Raw genomic sequence first — 13,240 nt, 5'->3', positions numbered from 1 at the left:
CAGCTCACACCGCCTCCTTGAGGAGGGCGCGGCTCCCCAACACGAACTGCGACCGCACGACGAAATCGGCGCTGGGCCGTTCTTGAGTAAAAAGGGAAAGAGCATCGATGGCGTAGTCTTCCAAGAGCAACGGCCCGAAAATCGCATCCAACTCTTCCCGCACATCGGCTCGCCTTTCCGCGGGAACCTGATCGGTTAGCGTCATGTGAAAGCGGAAGCGATCGAAGACGTAAGGATAGCCCCATCGCACGAGCTGGGTGGTCTCAATGTCGTCGAGTGGGCTGCGCAAACGCCGTTGAAACTCGTCCTGGGTCAAAGGTGCCCGGAAACGATCGAACTCCTCGACGATGTGCGAAGCAAAGCCATGCAAAGTGGGGATCGAACTCACAGGAACCAGGGCGAAGAAACTGCCGAGCATATCAATCTTCAGGGGGCCGATCGGGCAGGGAGGCCAAGCCGCCGCGAACGTGCGGAGCGCCCGCTCCAGTTCTTCGACCGTACGATCCTGCCTCAGGCGAAACGGCGCCATGAGCGTCGCATGGAACCCGTAGTGGCGCGGCGCAGCGGTCAGAGTGCCGCGAACCGGATCCGCAGCAACGGACTCAACATGAGCCCTGTGCGCGCCCCCAGCAAACGAGTCGCGCCCGAGCCAGGCTCTCGCTGCCACCGTCAGCGGGTGATCCGGTGCTGGTGTGTAGTAGATCGCGTAGCGGGGCGAGAACGACTCGGGCATTATGCGACCATCTGCGCTGTGGTGCTGCGCCGAGATTTGCGAACCGGCATCTGGCGCACCTCGAACAGCCGGTCGGTGACAGCCTTGCGCACCTCCTCATCATGGAAGATGCCGACGATGCCAGCCCCGCGCGCCTTGGCCTCGTTGATTAGCTGAACTACGCTCTGGCGGTTGGTGGCGTCGAGCGAAGCTGTCGGCTCGTCGAGGAGCAGGACAGGGTAGTCGACCATGAAGCCGCGCGCGATATTGACGCGCTGCTGCTCACCGCCGGAGAAGGTCGCGGGCGCCAGAGACCAAAGCCGCTTGGGGATGTTAAGGCGGGCGAGCAGCGCCTTCGCTTTCGCATGCGCTTCATCTGCCGGGATACCGATGGCGATCATCGGTTCGGTGACGATATCGATGGTGGCGACGCGCGGGATGACGCGCAGAAACTGGCTGACATAGCCGATCGTCCGACGCCGCACCTCGATCACTTCCCACGGCTCGGCGCTCACGAGGTCGATCGATTCGCCGCCGTGTTGCAAGAGGATGTGCCCGGCGTCCGGTTTGTAGTTGGCGTACAGCGAGCGCAGCAACGTCGACTTGCCGGCCCCAGAGGGGCCGTGCAGGCAGACGCACTCGCCCGCCCGGACCTCGAGGGAGATGTCGTTAAAGACATCGATTTCTGCGCCGCCCTGGGTATGAAGCGTGAAGGTCTTGGAAAGGCCGCCGACGCTGAAGAGGATGGTCATGACCGGTGCCCTTCCTTAGACTTGCAGCACGGAGGAAACGAGCAGTTGCGTATAGGGGTGGTGAGGATCATCGAGCACCTGGTCGGTAAGTCCTTCTTCAATCACGCGCCCGTGCTGCATCACCATCAGCCGGTCGGCGAGCAGACGTGCCACTCCGATATCGTGGGTGACGACAACAACGGCAATGCCAAGTTCGTGCACGAGGCGGCGCAGCAGGTCGAGAAGCTTTGCCTGGACGGAGACATCGAGTCCGCCGGTCGGCTCGTCCATCAGCACAAGGCGGGGATGAGTAGCGAGTCCCCGAGCGATCTGCAAACGCTGTTGCATCCCGCCGGAAAAGATCTCGGGCGGGTCGTCGACGCGGCGGCTCTCAATATCGACCTTCTCAAGCCATTCCAGCGCCGTCGCGCGCAACGAGCCGTAGTGGCGGCCGCCGGCGGCCATCAGAGGCTCGGCAATATTGCCGCCGGCGCTGATATCGAGGCGTAATCCATCGCGCGGGTTCTGGTGGATGAGCGAGACTGTCGTCGGCAGGAATTGCTCGCGCGAGGCTTCGTCCATCGCCCAGAGATCGACGAGATGGTCATCTGAGGCGATCCGGACCGTGCCGGCGTCCGGTGGGATGCGGCCAGCAAGGCAGCGCAGCAATGTTGACTTGCCCGAGCCGCTCTCACCGACGATGCCAAGAACTTCGCCCTCCCGCAGCGAGAACGACACCGAGTTGCAAGCTGGGATACGCCCGAAGAGCTTCGAGACGCGGTCGGCACGCAAAATATCCCTCGCTCTCGGCTTCATGCTTCGGTCCTTTCGCCGCGCCGCTCGGCGCAATAGGCGGTATCCGAGCAGACGAATGCCCGCCTGCCGCGATCATCAAGGAGGATTTCGTCGAGATAGCTGTCCTGCGCGCCGCAAAGCGAGCAGCACGCTTCGAAGCGCTGCACTGTGAAAGGGTAATCGGCAAAATCGAGACTTTTAACATCGGTGAAGGGCGGGATGGCGTGAATGCGACGTTCTCGCCCGGCGCCAAAAATGGCGAGGGCGCGGCTGCGGTGAAGCTTGGGATTGTCGAATTTCGGGATCGGCGACGGCGAGGCGAGGTAGCGCCCGTTGACGATGACCGGATAGTCGCTCGACATGGCGACCTGGCCCAGCTGGGAAATATCCTCGTAGAGGCGCACGTACATGATGCCATAGCGTGCAAAGGCATGGATCTTCCGCGCAACCGTTTCCTCCGGAATGAAGCGGCGCAAAGGCTCTGGCTGCGGGACTTGGAAGACGATGATCTGATCTTCCGTCAGTGCCCGCTCAGGAATCCGGTGACGGGTCTGGATGATCGTCGCCTCTGCGGTGCGCTCAGTCGTTGTGACATCAGCGACCTTAGCGAAGAAATCGCGGATCGAGACCGCATTGGTCGTGTCGTCGGCGCCCTGATCAATCACTTTCAGCCGGTCGTCCCGGCCCAGAATGCTCGCAGTGACCTGGAGCCCGCCGGTGCCCCAGCCGGGCGGCAGTGGCATCTCGCGGCTGCCGAACGGCACCTGGTAGCCGGGCACGGCCACCGCCTTCAGGATCGCCCGCCGGATCATCCGCTTTGTCAACTCGTCGAGGTACGCGAAGCTGTAGCCGACGGAGTCGTCGAATTCGAGGTCAGTCTGCACAATCCACCTCTGGGGTCCGGTCCAGTTCGGGAATGGTCTCGGAACTGGGCTTCTCTCGACGTGCGGCGTGCTCTGCGCGCATCTGATCGAGCATCTGCATCTCAGCTTGGAAATCGACATAATGAGGCAGCTTGAGGTGCTGCACCAAACCGGAGGCTGCGACACTATCGGAATGTGAGAGGACGAATTCGTCATCCTGGGCAGGGTAGGCGACACGCTCGCCCAGTTCGGCTGAGCGCAACGAGCGGTCGACGATCGCCATCGAAAGCGCCTTGCGTTCGCCATGACCAAAGACGAGTCCATAGCCTCGCGTGTAACGCGGCGGCAGAGACCCGTCGCCGGTGGTCAGATGCACTGTCTGGCATTCGGTGACGCGGAGCGTTCCGATGCCGACCGGGATGTCGAGTTCGGGGATGGTGAGGACAACGGCAGCATCACCGTAGCGCAACTCAGCGACGAAAGGATGATTGCGCCCATAGCCGCGCATGCTCGAATAGCAAAGCCCCATCAGGAAACCCTCGTCCCCGCGTGCGAGAGCTTGCAAACGCTCGTCCCGTCTGGACGGAAACACCACGGGATCGCGGGTGATGTCGGCGACCTTTTCTTCTCCGTCCGATCTGGGCTCCTCGACTAGGTCGGCTCGTGCCAGCACGCCGCAGTCTCTCGTCAGCGCGAGAGCCACCGCGTCGGGCGCGGGATCGCTGCTGTCGCCCTCGTTCGTTCCGTCGCCGCCATCGACGAGATCGGAAAGGTCGTCGCTGCCTGCCTCTCCTAACAGAGCGACATCAAGGATGCGATGGGTATAGTCGTAGGTCGGTCCGAGGAGTTGTCCGCCCGGCACGTCCTTGTGGGTTGTCGCGATCCGTCGGCGCACCACCATCGCCGCTGTGTCGATTGGCTCGGCATAGCCGAAGCGGGCCAGCGTGGTCCGGAATGCTCGCAACAGATAGATTGCCTCGGTGAGGTCGCCCTCGGCCTGCTTGATAGCCAGTGCCGCCAGTGCCGGGTCGTAGAGTGAGCCTTCGCTCATCACACGATCGACGGCGAGCGACAATTGTTCGCGGATCTGGTTGACGCCGATATCGGCGACAGCCGGGTTGCCACGCCGGCGTTTTGCGAGGAGCCGGTGCGATGCGGCGATCGCGGCTTCGCCGCCCTTGATGGAGGTAATCATGGTGCCTCAACCTTGGTGGAGCGCGGCAGGCCGACAACGTCACGGTCGTCGGTGAGGAAGATGTCGACGCCGAGGGGATAGCGTGCGGCATTCTCGCGCCATGCCGCCCAAAACCAGTCCGGGAGGCCCCGGGGCGCGAAACTCGCCGTGGTTTCGATCCCCGGCCCGCAGAGGCGGACGGTAGGCCCGCCGGTGAGCGCCGGCACCTGGAGGACGAGCGTCGTCGAGCGGTCTGGATAGGCGGCCTCGCCCGGATGGAAACCGCCGATGGGCGCCAGGCGACCTGCATCACCAATCAGGGCGATGGCCGCGGCCTTCGTATCGGCAACCTGCGGCGCGTTGGTATGGAAGTGAAGGTAGCGTCGGACCGGCTCCGTCGAGAGGGCCCCGTCCAGCCAGATCGGGCAATCAGTGTCCGCGAGTGTCAGAGCAATGGCAGCGAGCGGTCCGCCCATCGGCGCCGGCGGTTGGGCTGGACCGGGAAGCGAAACCGGGGTGCCAGGCCGCGACAACGCTCTCAGGAGCCGACGGAAGGCCGACTGCGAGTCGTGAACGGGATCGCGGAAGGCGGGCGGTACGAGATCAGCGGTCATCGCCATTGGCCTCCCGCCCCAGCATGAAGAAATCGACCTTGCTACGTTGGGTCTCGCACCGGACCGCTCGCTCCGCCTCGCGCAGATATTGGTCGAGCGCGGCGATCACCGGGGCGATCGCACCGGTCCTGGTGGCTAGGTCGCGCTGCATCAAGGCGTCGAACAGAGCAGCAAGTGCGGCGTGGCGCTTGTTACGGCCGAGCACATAAGCGATGCCGATTTCGCCCGTTTCGATCTGGAGCGTACAGCGCGTAACCGTCGCCTCGCCGAGATTGAACACGGCGCCGGTCCGTCCAACCGCCCCTCGCAGCATGGTGGCGCCATATTCGGGCCGACGGATCCATTGAAACTTCGGACGGGCGATCACCGCCCAGTGTCGCTCCAATTCGGCGAGTGGCGCCTTGGCGAGCAACGTCATCCAAACCTGACGGGTGCACCGATCGGCGGCAGCAATTTGCGTCGCGGACATACTCACTTCTCTTTTCGCCTCGCTTCAGAGCACCGGCCTGCCGGCCGTCCAAACCGCGCGCACAATCGGTCCGTTTCGGTCGGCGACGCGGATGAGGTCGGCGCGCTTGCCCACCGCGATCTCGCCACGGTCGGAAAGCCCGAAGGTCTCTGCCGGTCGCAGGCTGCCGAACAGTACGGCCTCGGCGAGCGACGGCCCCTCTGACTGAGCCGCCAGATACCAGATCGCGCGAAGTATGCTCGCAGGAATGTAGTCGGAGCTGATAATGTCGATCAGGTCGTCCCGCGCCAGTTCCCGCACCGAGACATTGCCGATATGCGAGCGCCCGGCGACGAGGTTGGGGCCACCGACGATAATCGTCATGCCGGCGGCGCGGGCAGCCTTCGCCGCCTCCAGGGTGATCGGGAATTCAGAGATAGCAAGCCTGAACCCGATCGCTTCGGCGATGTGCTCCGCGGCGGTGTCGTCATGGCTGGCTAAGGGGAGGCCCCGCGCGCGACAGTGCGCCACGAGGCGACGCCGATTATCCTCGGTGCAGTCCTCTGTGCTGGCGACGGCGAGTATCGCCGCTTCGATCTCCACCTCGAGCGTATTCTTGCGGCGTTCCAGATGGCGGAAGCGCTCCGGGTCCCGCCGCGGCCCGTCGTCCATGATAGTCACGAACCGAAGCTCTGACCGGTCGGCATAGGTAAGAAAGAGTTCAATGAGGTCGGGCTCTCGGGCGTCGCAGCGCAAGTGAAGCAGGTGATTGGCCCTGAGCAGCCCGTGCCGGCGCGCCTCGTCGAGACCTTCCAGCATGAGCGGCAGCAGGCGTCGCCGTTCTGGATTGCCCACCGCCCCGACAATCAGGGAGTCGAACACCGTCGTGGTGCCCGCCGCGCAGACCTGGACGTCGTGGGCGATCGCGGCGCCGAGGGGATCCCAAGTCATGCCGGCCCGCGGCAAGATCTGCTTTTCGAGGTGGTCGGTATGGACGTCAATCAAACCAGGCAGCAAATAATTGCCTTCAAAGTCGACCGCGCCCCGCGCTGTCACATTGGCTGCCGAGATGTCAGCGATCATGCCGTCGACAATCTGAACCGTTCCTTTGAAACACGCCGACCGGGTCACGATCTTGGCGTTGGTCAGGACAACCTCGCTGGATTGGAGGATGTCTTGTCGAGCTTGACTAAGCGTATTCGCCGATTGACCCATTAGAGGGCGCCTCTTTCTTGCCTTTAAACCGGCTTGAGTTCTATCAGCTGTTAAAGGGGTGGTGAGAGACGTCACGATGACAAATCGTGTTACTTTGATCGAGTGGTACAATGTCCTCGATCGAGAGTGTCCTAAATGGTACCTCGTTGAGTGAACGCAATCTCCTACGGATCGAGAAGGGCGTAGCTCCTTTGTTAGGAAGCGAGTAAAGTCGCATCCCATCAGTCCTACATCGCGACTTTGCGTGGTCTTGCGCTTATGCCCTCGGGTGGCGAACCGTGCTTCATTGCTTTCAGCCGGATGCGGGCGGAAGAGAGCCTCGGCCGTGATCTCCGGCTCGACCTGGGTCGTGCCGATGCGGAATGAATTGGCTGCGGCGCCGCCAGCCAATTGTTTTCTTGACCAACATTAATGTCGATGCCGCGGCCGGCCACGCCGATCATGTTGTCGAGGACGCGCGCGCCTGCCGTCATTACATGAAACCAGCGGCAAAAATTCTGCTAGCTGGGCCGATTCAGATCGTCGCCAATAGGGACTGAAAGGTCGCAAGCCAGTGCGGTTCTTTCCGAAGGTACAAGTAGTGATGTTGTTCTAATCCCGTCAATGCGGCTTCATCCGTCGGGCTTAATTTTGAGCCTGTCCAGCACAATGCCGGTTCGGCGCAGCAATGAATTGTTACCCTTCCAAGAAAGGTTTGCCATGATGAAAGCGATGTCTTTGCTGGTATCGGCCGTCGCCGGGGCGCTGATCGGGGCGACTGCAGCCTGTGCCGATCCGGTCACTCTGCGGGTGGGCTACGCCTTTCCGGCGCGTGACGGCCTCTTCCGCCAGCCGATCATCGAGCGCTTCATGCAACAGAACCCAGACGTCCGGATCGTCACGGAGGCTAACGCCGCCGACTGCCCGGCCTTGTTGCAGCAACTCCTAAGGGCGGCGGTCACCGGGGATCTACCCGACGTCGTTGCCTCGCTCTGCTATCCGGACATGCCGGTCCTTGCCGAGCGAGGACTGCTAGTCCCACTCGATGGCTTCCTCGCCTCCGACCCGTCATGGGCCGCAGTGGGCGTAGCGCCTGGGGCGCTCGCTGCGACGGAATGGAAAGGCAAGACGATCGCCCTTCCGGAATCGGTATCAACGAGCATTGTCTATTACAACATGGACATCATTCGTAAGGTGCGTCCGGATCTTTCGAACTTGGACCTTTCCTGGAACGAGATCCTGTCGCTCGCCAACGACATCCGCAGGACTGCCCCCGCATTTGTTCCGATCTTCTTTGAATATTATCCCGACAGCTACAATTGGTCGTTTCACGCGCTCGTCTACAGCCACGGCGGCGACGTGTTCACGCCCGATGGAAAGATCGCCTTCGATGGCCCTGCCGGCCAAGCCGCCTTGCAACTGATGCGCCGTTTCGGGGAGGCTGGCATGGTCGACATGACCTCCGAACAGGCGCGCCAAGCCTTCGCTTCGGGCAAGATCGGCATCTATGTTGCCTCCAATTCGCGCCTGGAACAATTGACGGCCAACGCCGGACCCGCGCTCGATATTCGCACCGGTCCCTTTCCCCAATCGGCTGTCGATGGCCGGATGCCCTCTGGCGGTGGCGGATTGGCGATCATGGCTCGGGACCCAGCGAAGCAGCGAGCGGCGTGGAAATACCTGAAATTCGCCCTCGGCCCGGAGGCGCAGACGCTGATGGTGTCGAAGACCGGTTTCACGCCCGTCAACACAATCGCGATCAAGGACCCGAAATACCTTGGCGACTATTTCAAATCCAAGCCGAACGCCCTCGCTGGCCTCGCGGAGGTTGCCCGGATAAAAAGCATGAACGTATATCCCGGCGAAAACGGGGGGCGCATCACCGCGGTGATTCGAGACCACCTGCAAAGTATTGTAACGCTCAAGCGGACACCGGACGAAGCGCTTCCCGACATGGTTCGAGACGTCAGGAAACTCCTGCCGAAGCCCTAATTCCTGTGGTGTTTTTGGCGCCACCTTGGTGCGCGGAGGCGGTCGATCATACTTCGGAAGGGCCGTCGCCCTGTTCCCACAATTCCTCCTCTGGGCGAGAGCTCCTGCACCCTGTTGACTGCGCCGACGGGCATTGATTCGGCGCGAGCGGTCGACCGGCTATCTGGCGTTCAGCGCGCCAGAATTTACGTGGGCTTCCGGTCTTGCAGGGTAAGGCGCGCGCTGCACGACGTGCCGGTCGATCCCCGACGCAGCACCTTCCAAGATGACCTCACGGAGGCGGTGCAGCGCGCTCAGAAGAAAGATGCGTCCGGATGATTTCGGCCGCGCCTTTGACTCAATTATAAGACGTGGCAATAGTTTCGTTTCAACCTCTGGAAATTTCCTAAGGCCCCTCGGAATGGGTATGAATGGCGCAGTTGTACCTATTCTGTCAGCGCGGTTTCATCGAGACCCGATAGCGATCGCTGAACATGCCTCAGCAAGAGCCCCTTCACGATCAGGGGCGGCCCTGGAAAGACATTCGCACATGAGTGACATCCACCTTGATCAGATTACCAAATCCTTTGGCCCAACGCCGGTCCTTCGGGGGATTTCGCTTGCGATCGAGAAGGGGGAGTTCTTGACGCTGTTGGGGCCGTCGGGGTGTGGTAAGTCGACGCTTCTCAGGATTTTGGCCGGGTTGGAAGTGCAGGACAGCGGCTCCGTGAGGATCGGTGAGAGCCTGGTCGATGGCATGCGGCCAAAGCTTCGCGATGTCGCCATGGTGTTCCAGTCGTACGCGCTTTATCCCCACATGACGGTCGCCGCCAATATGGCCGTACCGCTCCGAATGCGGCAACTGAATGCCTGGCAAAGGCTGCCGATCGTGGGATGGGTCGTGCCGGGCACCCGGCGACTGTCGGCCGAGATCGACGCAGAAGTCGACCGCACCGCAAGGGCGCTCGGCATCGGTCATCTGCTGTCCCGAAAGCCCGGCCAGCTGTCCGGCGGCCAACGTCAGCGCGTCGCCGTGGGCCGCGCGATGGTCCGCCATCCGGCCGTCTTTTTAATGGACGAGCCGCTCAGTAATCTGGACGCCAAGCTCCGGGTCCAGATGCGCGCAGAGATCAAAGACCTCCACCGCCGTCTCGGCGTCACCTTCATCTACGTCACCCACGATCAGGCCGAGGCGATGACGCTCTCTGATCGCGTCGCAGTGATGCTCGACGGCGACTTGATCCAGGTCGCTCCACCCCAAGAGATCTATGCCGATCCCGACGACCGCCGCGTGGCCGAATTCGTCGGAAGCCCCAAGATCAACCTGCTCGATGCGTTGGTGCGCGAGCGGGGTTTGATCGCCGCTGCCGGCACTAGCTTCCAGACTCTCTCCGACGCGCCGCCCGGTACGGCGCTCGCACTCGGCATCCGTCCGGAAGCCTTCCACCTTTCCGAGTGTGGCGGAGTCAATACCTTGATCGGGGCGGTTCGGCTCATTGAGCACATGGGCTCCGATCTCTTCGTCCATCTCGACCTCGCCGGTCTCGATCATCCGCTTATTGCCCGGCTCGCCGCTGAGCGGGCGCCGCAGATTGCGCTTGGCCAAATGCTGCATTTGTCAGTGAACCCCGACCGCATCCTGGTCTTTGGTCAGGACGGCAAGCGGCTCAGGCTCAGCGGATCGGCCGGGATCAACAAGGTTACCCCGATGCGGCAGGCCGCTCTGTGAACGCACTCAGTTCCACTCAATCGGTCGAGGCACCAACGCGGGCCGCGCAGGTCCGTCTGCGCCGACAGCGCCTTGCCGAGGGTATGGCGGCCTACGCGCTCGCCGGGCCGGCGGTCCTACTGCTTTTCGTGCTGTTCTTCGTGCCCGTGCTCGCCGTCTTCGTCATCGCACTAACCGATTGGCACTTCGGCGCGCGCTCCTTCGCCTTCGTCGGAATTGCGAACTTTCGCGAGTTGTTCGCCGATGAGGGGTTTCGTGCCGCGCTCCTCAACAGCATCTTCTATGTCGCCGTCGTCGTGCCCGGCACCGTAATCCTCGGCCTTGGCATCGCAATGCTGATCGAGAGCGGGCGGTCGCTGCGCGCTCTGTATCGCGCTATTCACTTCCTGCCCTTCATGGCGACGCTGGCCGCTATGGCCATCGCATGGGAGGCGTTGCTCCATCCCACCATCGGCCTCGTCAACCAGACCTTCTCTGCGCTGGGGCTGCCCACAGCGAACTGGCTGCGCGACGAGGTGACCGCCTTGCCGGTGCTCGCTATCATCGGCATCTGGCAAAACCTCGGCTTCGCCATGGTCCTCTTCCTTGCCGGCCTCAAGTCGATCCCCCGCGACCTCTACGATGCTGCCGAGATCGACGGCGCCGACCTCTGGCTCGATCGCTTCCGCACCGTCACCTTGCCAATGCTCGGTCCGGTATTGATGTTCGTCGTCATCGTTGTGGCGCTTCGCGCGTTCGAGGTATTCGATACCGTCAAGGTTTTGACCCAAGGTGGACCAGGCCACGCCTCGGATGTACTGCTCTACACGCTCTACCGCGAGAGTTTCGAATATTTGCGCACCGGCTACGGTGCGGCCATCGCCGTCGTCTTCCTCGTCATTGTTGTGGCACTGACGCTCATTCAAGCTCGCGTCATGGACAAGAGGGTACACTACCAATGAATGGCCGCCTTCCTCTTCATGCCGCCATTGGGCGCCACGCCGTGTTGTTAACCACGGCAGCCCTCATACTCGTCCCCTTTGTCTGGATGGTCAGCCTGTCGTTTAAGCCGCCGGGGGAAATCTTTCGCGAACACTTCTCGTTTCTCCCCGAGCAATGGTATGCGGTGCAGAACTACAGCAAAGCGCTGACCTCTGCGCCGCTGCCACGCTTCATGGCCAACGGCGTCCTCGTCTGCGCCGCAATCCTGACGCTTCAGATCCTGATCTGCGCCCCTTGCGCCTATGCACTTGCCAAGCTGCGCTTTCCCGGCCGGGATGTGATCTTCGGTTTCGTACTGATCGGACTCCTTCTGCCGCACCAGGTGCTGTCGCTGCCGCTGTTCGTGCTCGCCTATGAACTCGGCATCTTGAATACCTATGCAGCACTGATCTTTCCCTTTGTAGTCTCGCCGTTTGGCATTTTCCTCTTTCGTCAGGTGTTCAAGACGATTCCCGACGACGTGGTCCACGCGGCGCGGCTCGACGGACTCTCGGAACTGGCGATCGTTTGGAAGGTGATGGTGCCGATGGCGATGCCCGCTGTGATCGCTTTCTCAATCTTCTCCGTCGTCGGCCGCTGGAACGACCTGTTCTGGCCGCTGATAGCGGTGCGCTCCGAGAGCCTGATGCCGCCACCGCTCGGGATCATTGCGTTCGCGAATGAGGAGGCAGGGAGCGACTACGGGCCCCTCATGGCCGCGGCTACAATCGTCATCCTCCCCCTCGTCGTCGCCTTCCTCGTCGCTCAGAAATGGTTCGTCGAGGGAATGACAGGGGGAGCAGTCAAATGACGTAGCTTTTTTGAACGTACGGGCAATGCAGGGTGCGGCATCGAAATCGGCCGGAGCTTCTATCGACATTGTTTGGGCGGCTCCGTCCCGAACTGGCTACGTCTAGGACAATCGGATACAGGGCGCAGGGATCCGTGCTCCGGAGTATCACCGCGTTCCTCGGTCCCTCGCTGGAGTCGGGCGCACACGTGGAGCCGAGTTCGAGGTACAGCCGGCCACGGAGGGGACCGTCGTCTACCTTCCCGCCGATTTCCTGCTGCGCGCAGCAGCTTTCGGCCGGATTTCGACGACGATCTGCCCTTACGCTCGTTGGCGCGCCGGTTTGATATGCTAAGCGGCTGGACGTTGGCGCGGTCTTACCGCACACTTTCCCACCAACCACAAGCTCGAGACCGATGACCGGCCACGATCAACCATCTTCCCTCTACGCCAGGCGGGGCGCGACTTCGCTCTGGCGGATCGTGGTCGAGGCTATCCGCAAGGATATCATCGGCGGGAGATATAAGCCGGGCGAACGCCTGCCTACGGAAACTGAGTTGGCGGCGACCTTCGGCGTTCACCGCAACACCGTGCGCCGCGCGTTCTCGGTTCTTAGAGAGCGCGACTATGTGCGCATAGAGCAGGGACGAGGTACCTTCGTCAAGGAGCGCATCGTCCACTCCCGATTGGGTTCCCAGACCCGTCTGACCGCGGCCCTGCGCGATATGCAGCGGAACGGCCAGCGCCGCTTCGTCGGCTCAGCGCGCGTCCGCGTTGACAAGGACCTCGCGCGCGACCTTCGTGTGCCTCAGGCCCAGTTCGCGCGTAGGGTCGATACACTGATGATGATCGACGGCATCGCCGCCTCGATCACATCGAATTATTTCCCGCTGCCTCGGTTCGAGGGGATCGAGGCGTTAATCGAACGGACCGGCAGTCTCACAGAGTCCTGGAGACACTTCGGCGTCCCAGACTATCGGCGGTTCGAGACGCGGATCTCTGCCGGGTTACTATCGCAGCTGGATTCCCATTTGCTCGGTCTGCCGCGCCGGCAACCGGTGATCCTAATGACCAACATCAATGTGGACGTCGAGGGCATTCCGATCGTGGTCTCAAGGGCTCGAATGGCTCCGCAACACATGGAAATCGTCATTCGATTTAGCGAGTGACAGTCCGAGGCCCGGGCCGACCTGTGTTCGGCTGAGGTGCGTTTGCCAATTGCCGAAGGCTATCCATCCCGTTCCTCATCTTCGATTCAG

At 62.1% G+C, this 13,240-nt stretch carries 14 protein-coding genes; 6 read left to right on the top strand and 8 right to left on the bottom strand.

All coding sequences use genetic code 11. The features are described from left to right. Positions 1-4 precede the first annotated feature (4 nt). From IC761_RS30720 to IC761_RS30685, 8 genes are all read right to left on the bottom strand, one after another. The gene (locus IC761_RS30720; RefSeq protein WP_195800386.1) at positions 5-733 is read right to left on the bottom strand and encodes a DUF1045 domain-containing protein; all 729 of its coding nucleotides are present in this window, start codon (positions 731-733) and stop codon (positions 5-7) included. Continuing rightward, a complete protein-coding gene (gene phnL, locus IC761_RS30715; protein ID WP_195800385.1) occupies positions 733-1,464 on the bottom strand; it encodes a phosphonate C-P lyase system protein PhnL in 732 nt (243 codons plus the stop codon). The genes IC761_RS30720 and phnL overlap by 1 nt, the downstream gene beginning before the upstream one ends. A 15-nt stretch (positions 1,465-1,479) precedes the next feature. Beyond that, positions 1,480-2,259: a phosphonate C-P lyase system protein PhnK gene (gene phnK, locus IC761_RS30710; protein WP_195800384.1), complete on the bottom strand. Its 780-nt coding sequence runs from the start codon at positions 2,257-2,259 to the stop codon at positions 1,480-1,482. Next, entirely contained in the window at positions 2,256-3,050 is a 795-nt protein-coding gene (locus IC761_RS30705; protein ID WP_246791598.1) for an alpha-D-ribose 1-methylphosphonate 5-phosphate C-P-lyase PhnJ, read from the bottom strand. The genes phnK and IC761_RS30705 overlap by 4 nt, the downstream gene beginning before the upstream one ends. 61 nt (positions 3,051-3,111) lie before the next feature. After that, entirely contained in the window at positions 3,112-4,296 is a 1,185-nt protein-coding gene (locus IC761_RS30700) for a carbon-phosphorus lyase complex subunit (protein ID WP_195800383.1), read from the bottom strand. Further along, positions 4,293-4,889 carry a phosphonate C-P lyase system protein PhnH gene (phnH, locus tag IC761_RS30695; protein ID WP_195800382.1) on the bottom strand — a complete coding sequence of 199 codons (597 nt, stop codon included), beginning with the start codon at positions 4,887-4,889 and terminating at the stop codon, positions 4,293-4,295. Before phnH ends, IC761_RS30700 begins: the two co-directional genes overlap by 4 nt. Further along, complete coding sequence (gene phnG / locus IC761_RS30690) at positions 4,879-5,358, bottom strand: phosphonate C-P lyase system protein PhnG (RefSeq protein ID WP_195800381.1); 480 nt, start codon at positions 5,356-5,358, stop codon at positions 4,879-4,881. Before phnG ends, phnH begins: the two co-directional genes overlap by 11 nt. Before the next feature lie 24 nt (positions 5,359-5,382). Then, positions 5,383-6,552, bottom strand: coding sequence for an alpha-D-ribose 1-methylphosphonate 5-triphosphate diphosphatase (locus IC761_RS30685; protein ID WP_195800380.1), 1,170 nt, complete (start codon positions 6,550-6,552; stop codon positions 5,383-5,385). A 362-nt stretch (positions 6,553-6,914) separates the two neighbouring features. On the opposite strand from IC761_RS30685, the gene IC761_RS30680 reads away from it, so the two are divergent. The 6 genes from IC761_RS30680 to phnF all read left to right on the top strand — a co-directional run bounded on the left by IC761_RS30680 (position 6,915) and on the right by phnF (position 13,150). Further along, positions 6,915-7,091 (top strand): hypothetical protein, encoded by a 177-nt coding sequence (locus tag IC761_RS30680; protein ID WP_195800379.1) that lies wholly within the window; start codon positions 6,915-6,917, stop codon positions 7,089-7,091. A gap of 160 nt (positions 7,092-7,251) precedes the next feature. Continuing rightward, complete coding sequence (locus IC761_RS30675) at positions 7,252-8,523, top strand: extracellular solute-binding protein (RefSeq protein WP_195800378.1); 1,272 nt, start codon at positions 7,252-7,254, stop codon at positions 8,521-8,523. A 529-nt stretch (positions 8,524-9,052) separates the two neighbouring features. After that, positions 9,053-10,231, top strand: a complete 1,179-nt coding sequence (locus tag IC761_RS30670) for an ABC transporter ATP-binding protein (RefSeq protein ID WP_195800377.1) — start codon at positions 9,053-9,055, stop codon at positions 10,229-10,231. An 83-nt stretch (positions 10,232-10,314) separates the two neighbouring features. After that, the gene (locus IC761_RS30665; RefSeq protein ID WP_195804822.1) at positions 10,315-11,172 is read left to right on the top strand and encodes a carbohydrate ABC transporter permease; all 858 of its coding nucleotides are present in this window, start codon (positions 10,315-10,317) and stop codon (positions 11,170-11,172) included. Further along, complete coding sequence (locus IC761_RS30660) at positions 11,169-12,002, top strand: carbohydrate ABC transporter permease (protein ID WP_195800376.1); 834 nt, start codon at positions 11,169-11,171, stop codon at positions 12,000-12,002. The genes IC761_RS30665 and IC761_RS30660 overlap by 4 nt, the downstream gene beginning before the upstream one ends. Before the next feature lie 395 nt (positions 12,003-12,397). Beyond that, on the top strand, positions 12,398-13,150 hold the full coding sequence (gene phnF / locus IC761_RS30655) for a phosphonate metabolism transcriptional regulator PhnF (RefSeq protein ID WP_195800375.1): 753 nt from the start codon (positions 12,398-12,400) through the stop codon (positions 13,148-13,150). Positions 13,151-13,240 lie beyond the last annotated feature (90 nt).

Source organism: Bradyrhizobium commune, assembly GCF_015624505.1.
Taxonomy (GTDB): Bacteria; Pseudomonadota; Alphaproteobacteria; order Rhizobiales; family Xanthobacteraceae; genus Bradyrhizobium; species Bradyrhizobium commune.
This window is presented reverse-complemented; position numbering and strand designations above follow the sequence as displayed.

What these genes read in the sequence shown, in the direction of transcription:
- IC761_RS30720 (WP_195800386.1), bottom strand. Translation starts at nt 733, where the DNA reads ATGCCCGAGTCGTTCTCGCCCCGCTACGCGATCTACTACACACCAGCA.
- phnL (WP_195800385.1), bottom strand. Translation starts at nt 1,464, where the DNA reads ATGACCATCCTCTTCAGCGTCGGCGGCCTTTCCAAGACCTTCACGCTT.
- phnK (WP_195800384.1), bottom strand. Translation starts at nt 2,259, where the DNA reads ATGAAGCCGAGAGCGAGGGATATTTTGCGTGCCGACCGCGTCTCGAAG.
- IC761_RS30705 (WP_246791598.1), bottom strand. Translation starts at nt 3,050, where the DNA reads ATGATCCGGCGGGCGATCCTGAAGGCGGTGGCCGTGCCCGGCTACCAG.
- IC761_RS30700 (WP_195800383.1), bottom strand. Translation starts at nt 4,296, where the DNA reads ATGATTACCTCCATCAAGGGCGGCGAAGCCGCGATCGCCGCATCGCAC.
- phnH (WP_195800382.1), bottom strand. Translation starts at nt 4,889, where the DNA reads ATGACCGCTGATCTCGTACCGCCCGCCTTCCGCGATCCCGTTCACGAC.
- phnG (WP_195800381.1), bottom strand. Translation starts at nt 5,358, where the DNA reads ATGTCCGCGACGCAAATTGCTGCCGCCGATCGGTGCACCCGTCAGGTT.
- IC761_RS30685 (WP_195800380.1), bottom strand. Translation starts at nt 6,552, where the DNA reads ATGGGTCAATCGGCGAATACGCTTAGTCAAGCTCGACAAGACATCCTC.
- IC761_RS30680 (WP_195800379.1), top strand. Translation starts at nt 6,915, where the DNA reads ATGAATTGGCTGCGGCGCCGCCAGCCAATTGTTTTCTTGACCAACATT.
- IC761_RS30675 (WP_195800378.1), top strand. Translation starts at nt 7,252, where the DNA reads ATGATGAAAGCGATGTCTTTGCTGGTATCGGCCGTCGCCGGGGCGCTG.
- IC761_RS30670 (WP_195800377.1), top strand. Translation starts at nt 9,053, where the DNA reads ATGAGTGACATCCACCTTGATCAGATTACCAAATCCTTTGGCCCAACG.
- IC761_RS30665 (WP_195804822.1), top strand. Translation starts at nt 10,315, where the DNA reads ATGGCGGCCTACGCGCTCGCCGGGCCGGCGGTCCTACTGCTTTTCGTG.
- IC761_RS30660 (WP_195800376.1), top strand. Translation starts at nt 11,169, where the DNA reads ATGAATGGCCGCCTTCCTCTTCATGCCGCCATTGGGCGCCACGCCGTG.
- phnF (WP_195800375.1), top strand. Translation starts at nt 12,398, where the DNA reads ATGACCGGCCACGATCAACCATCTTCCCTCTACGCCAGGCGGGGCGCG.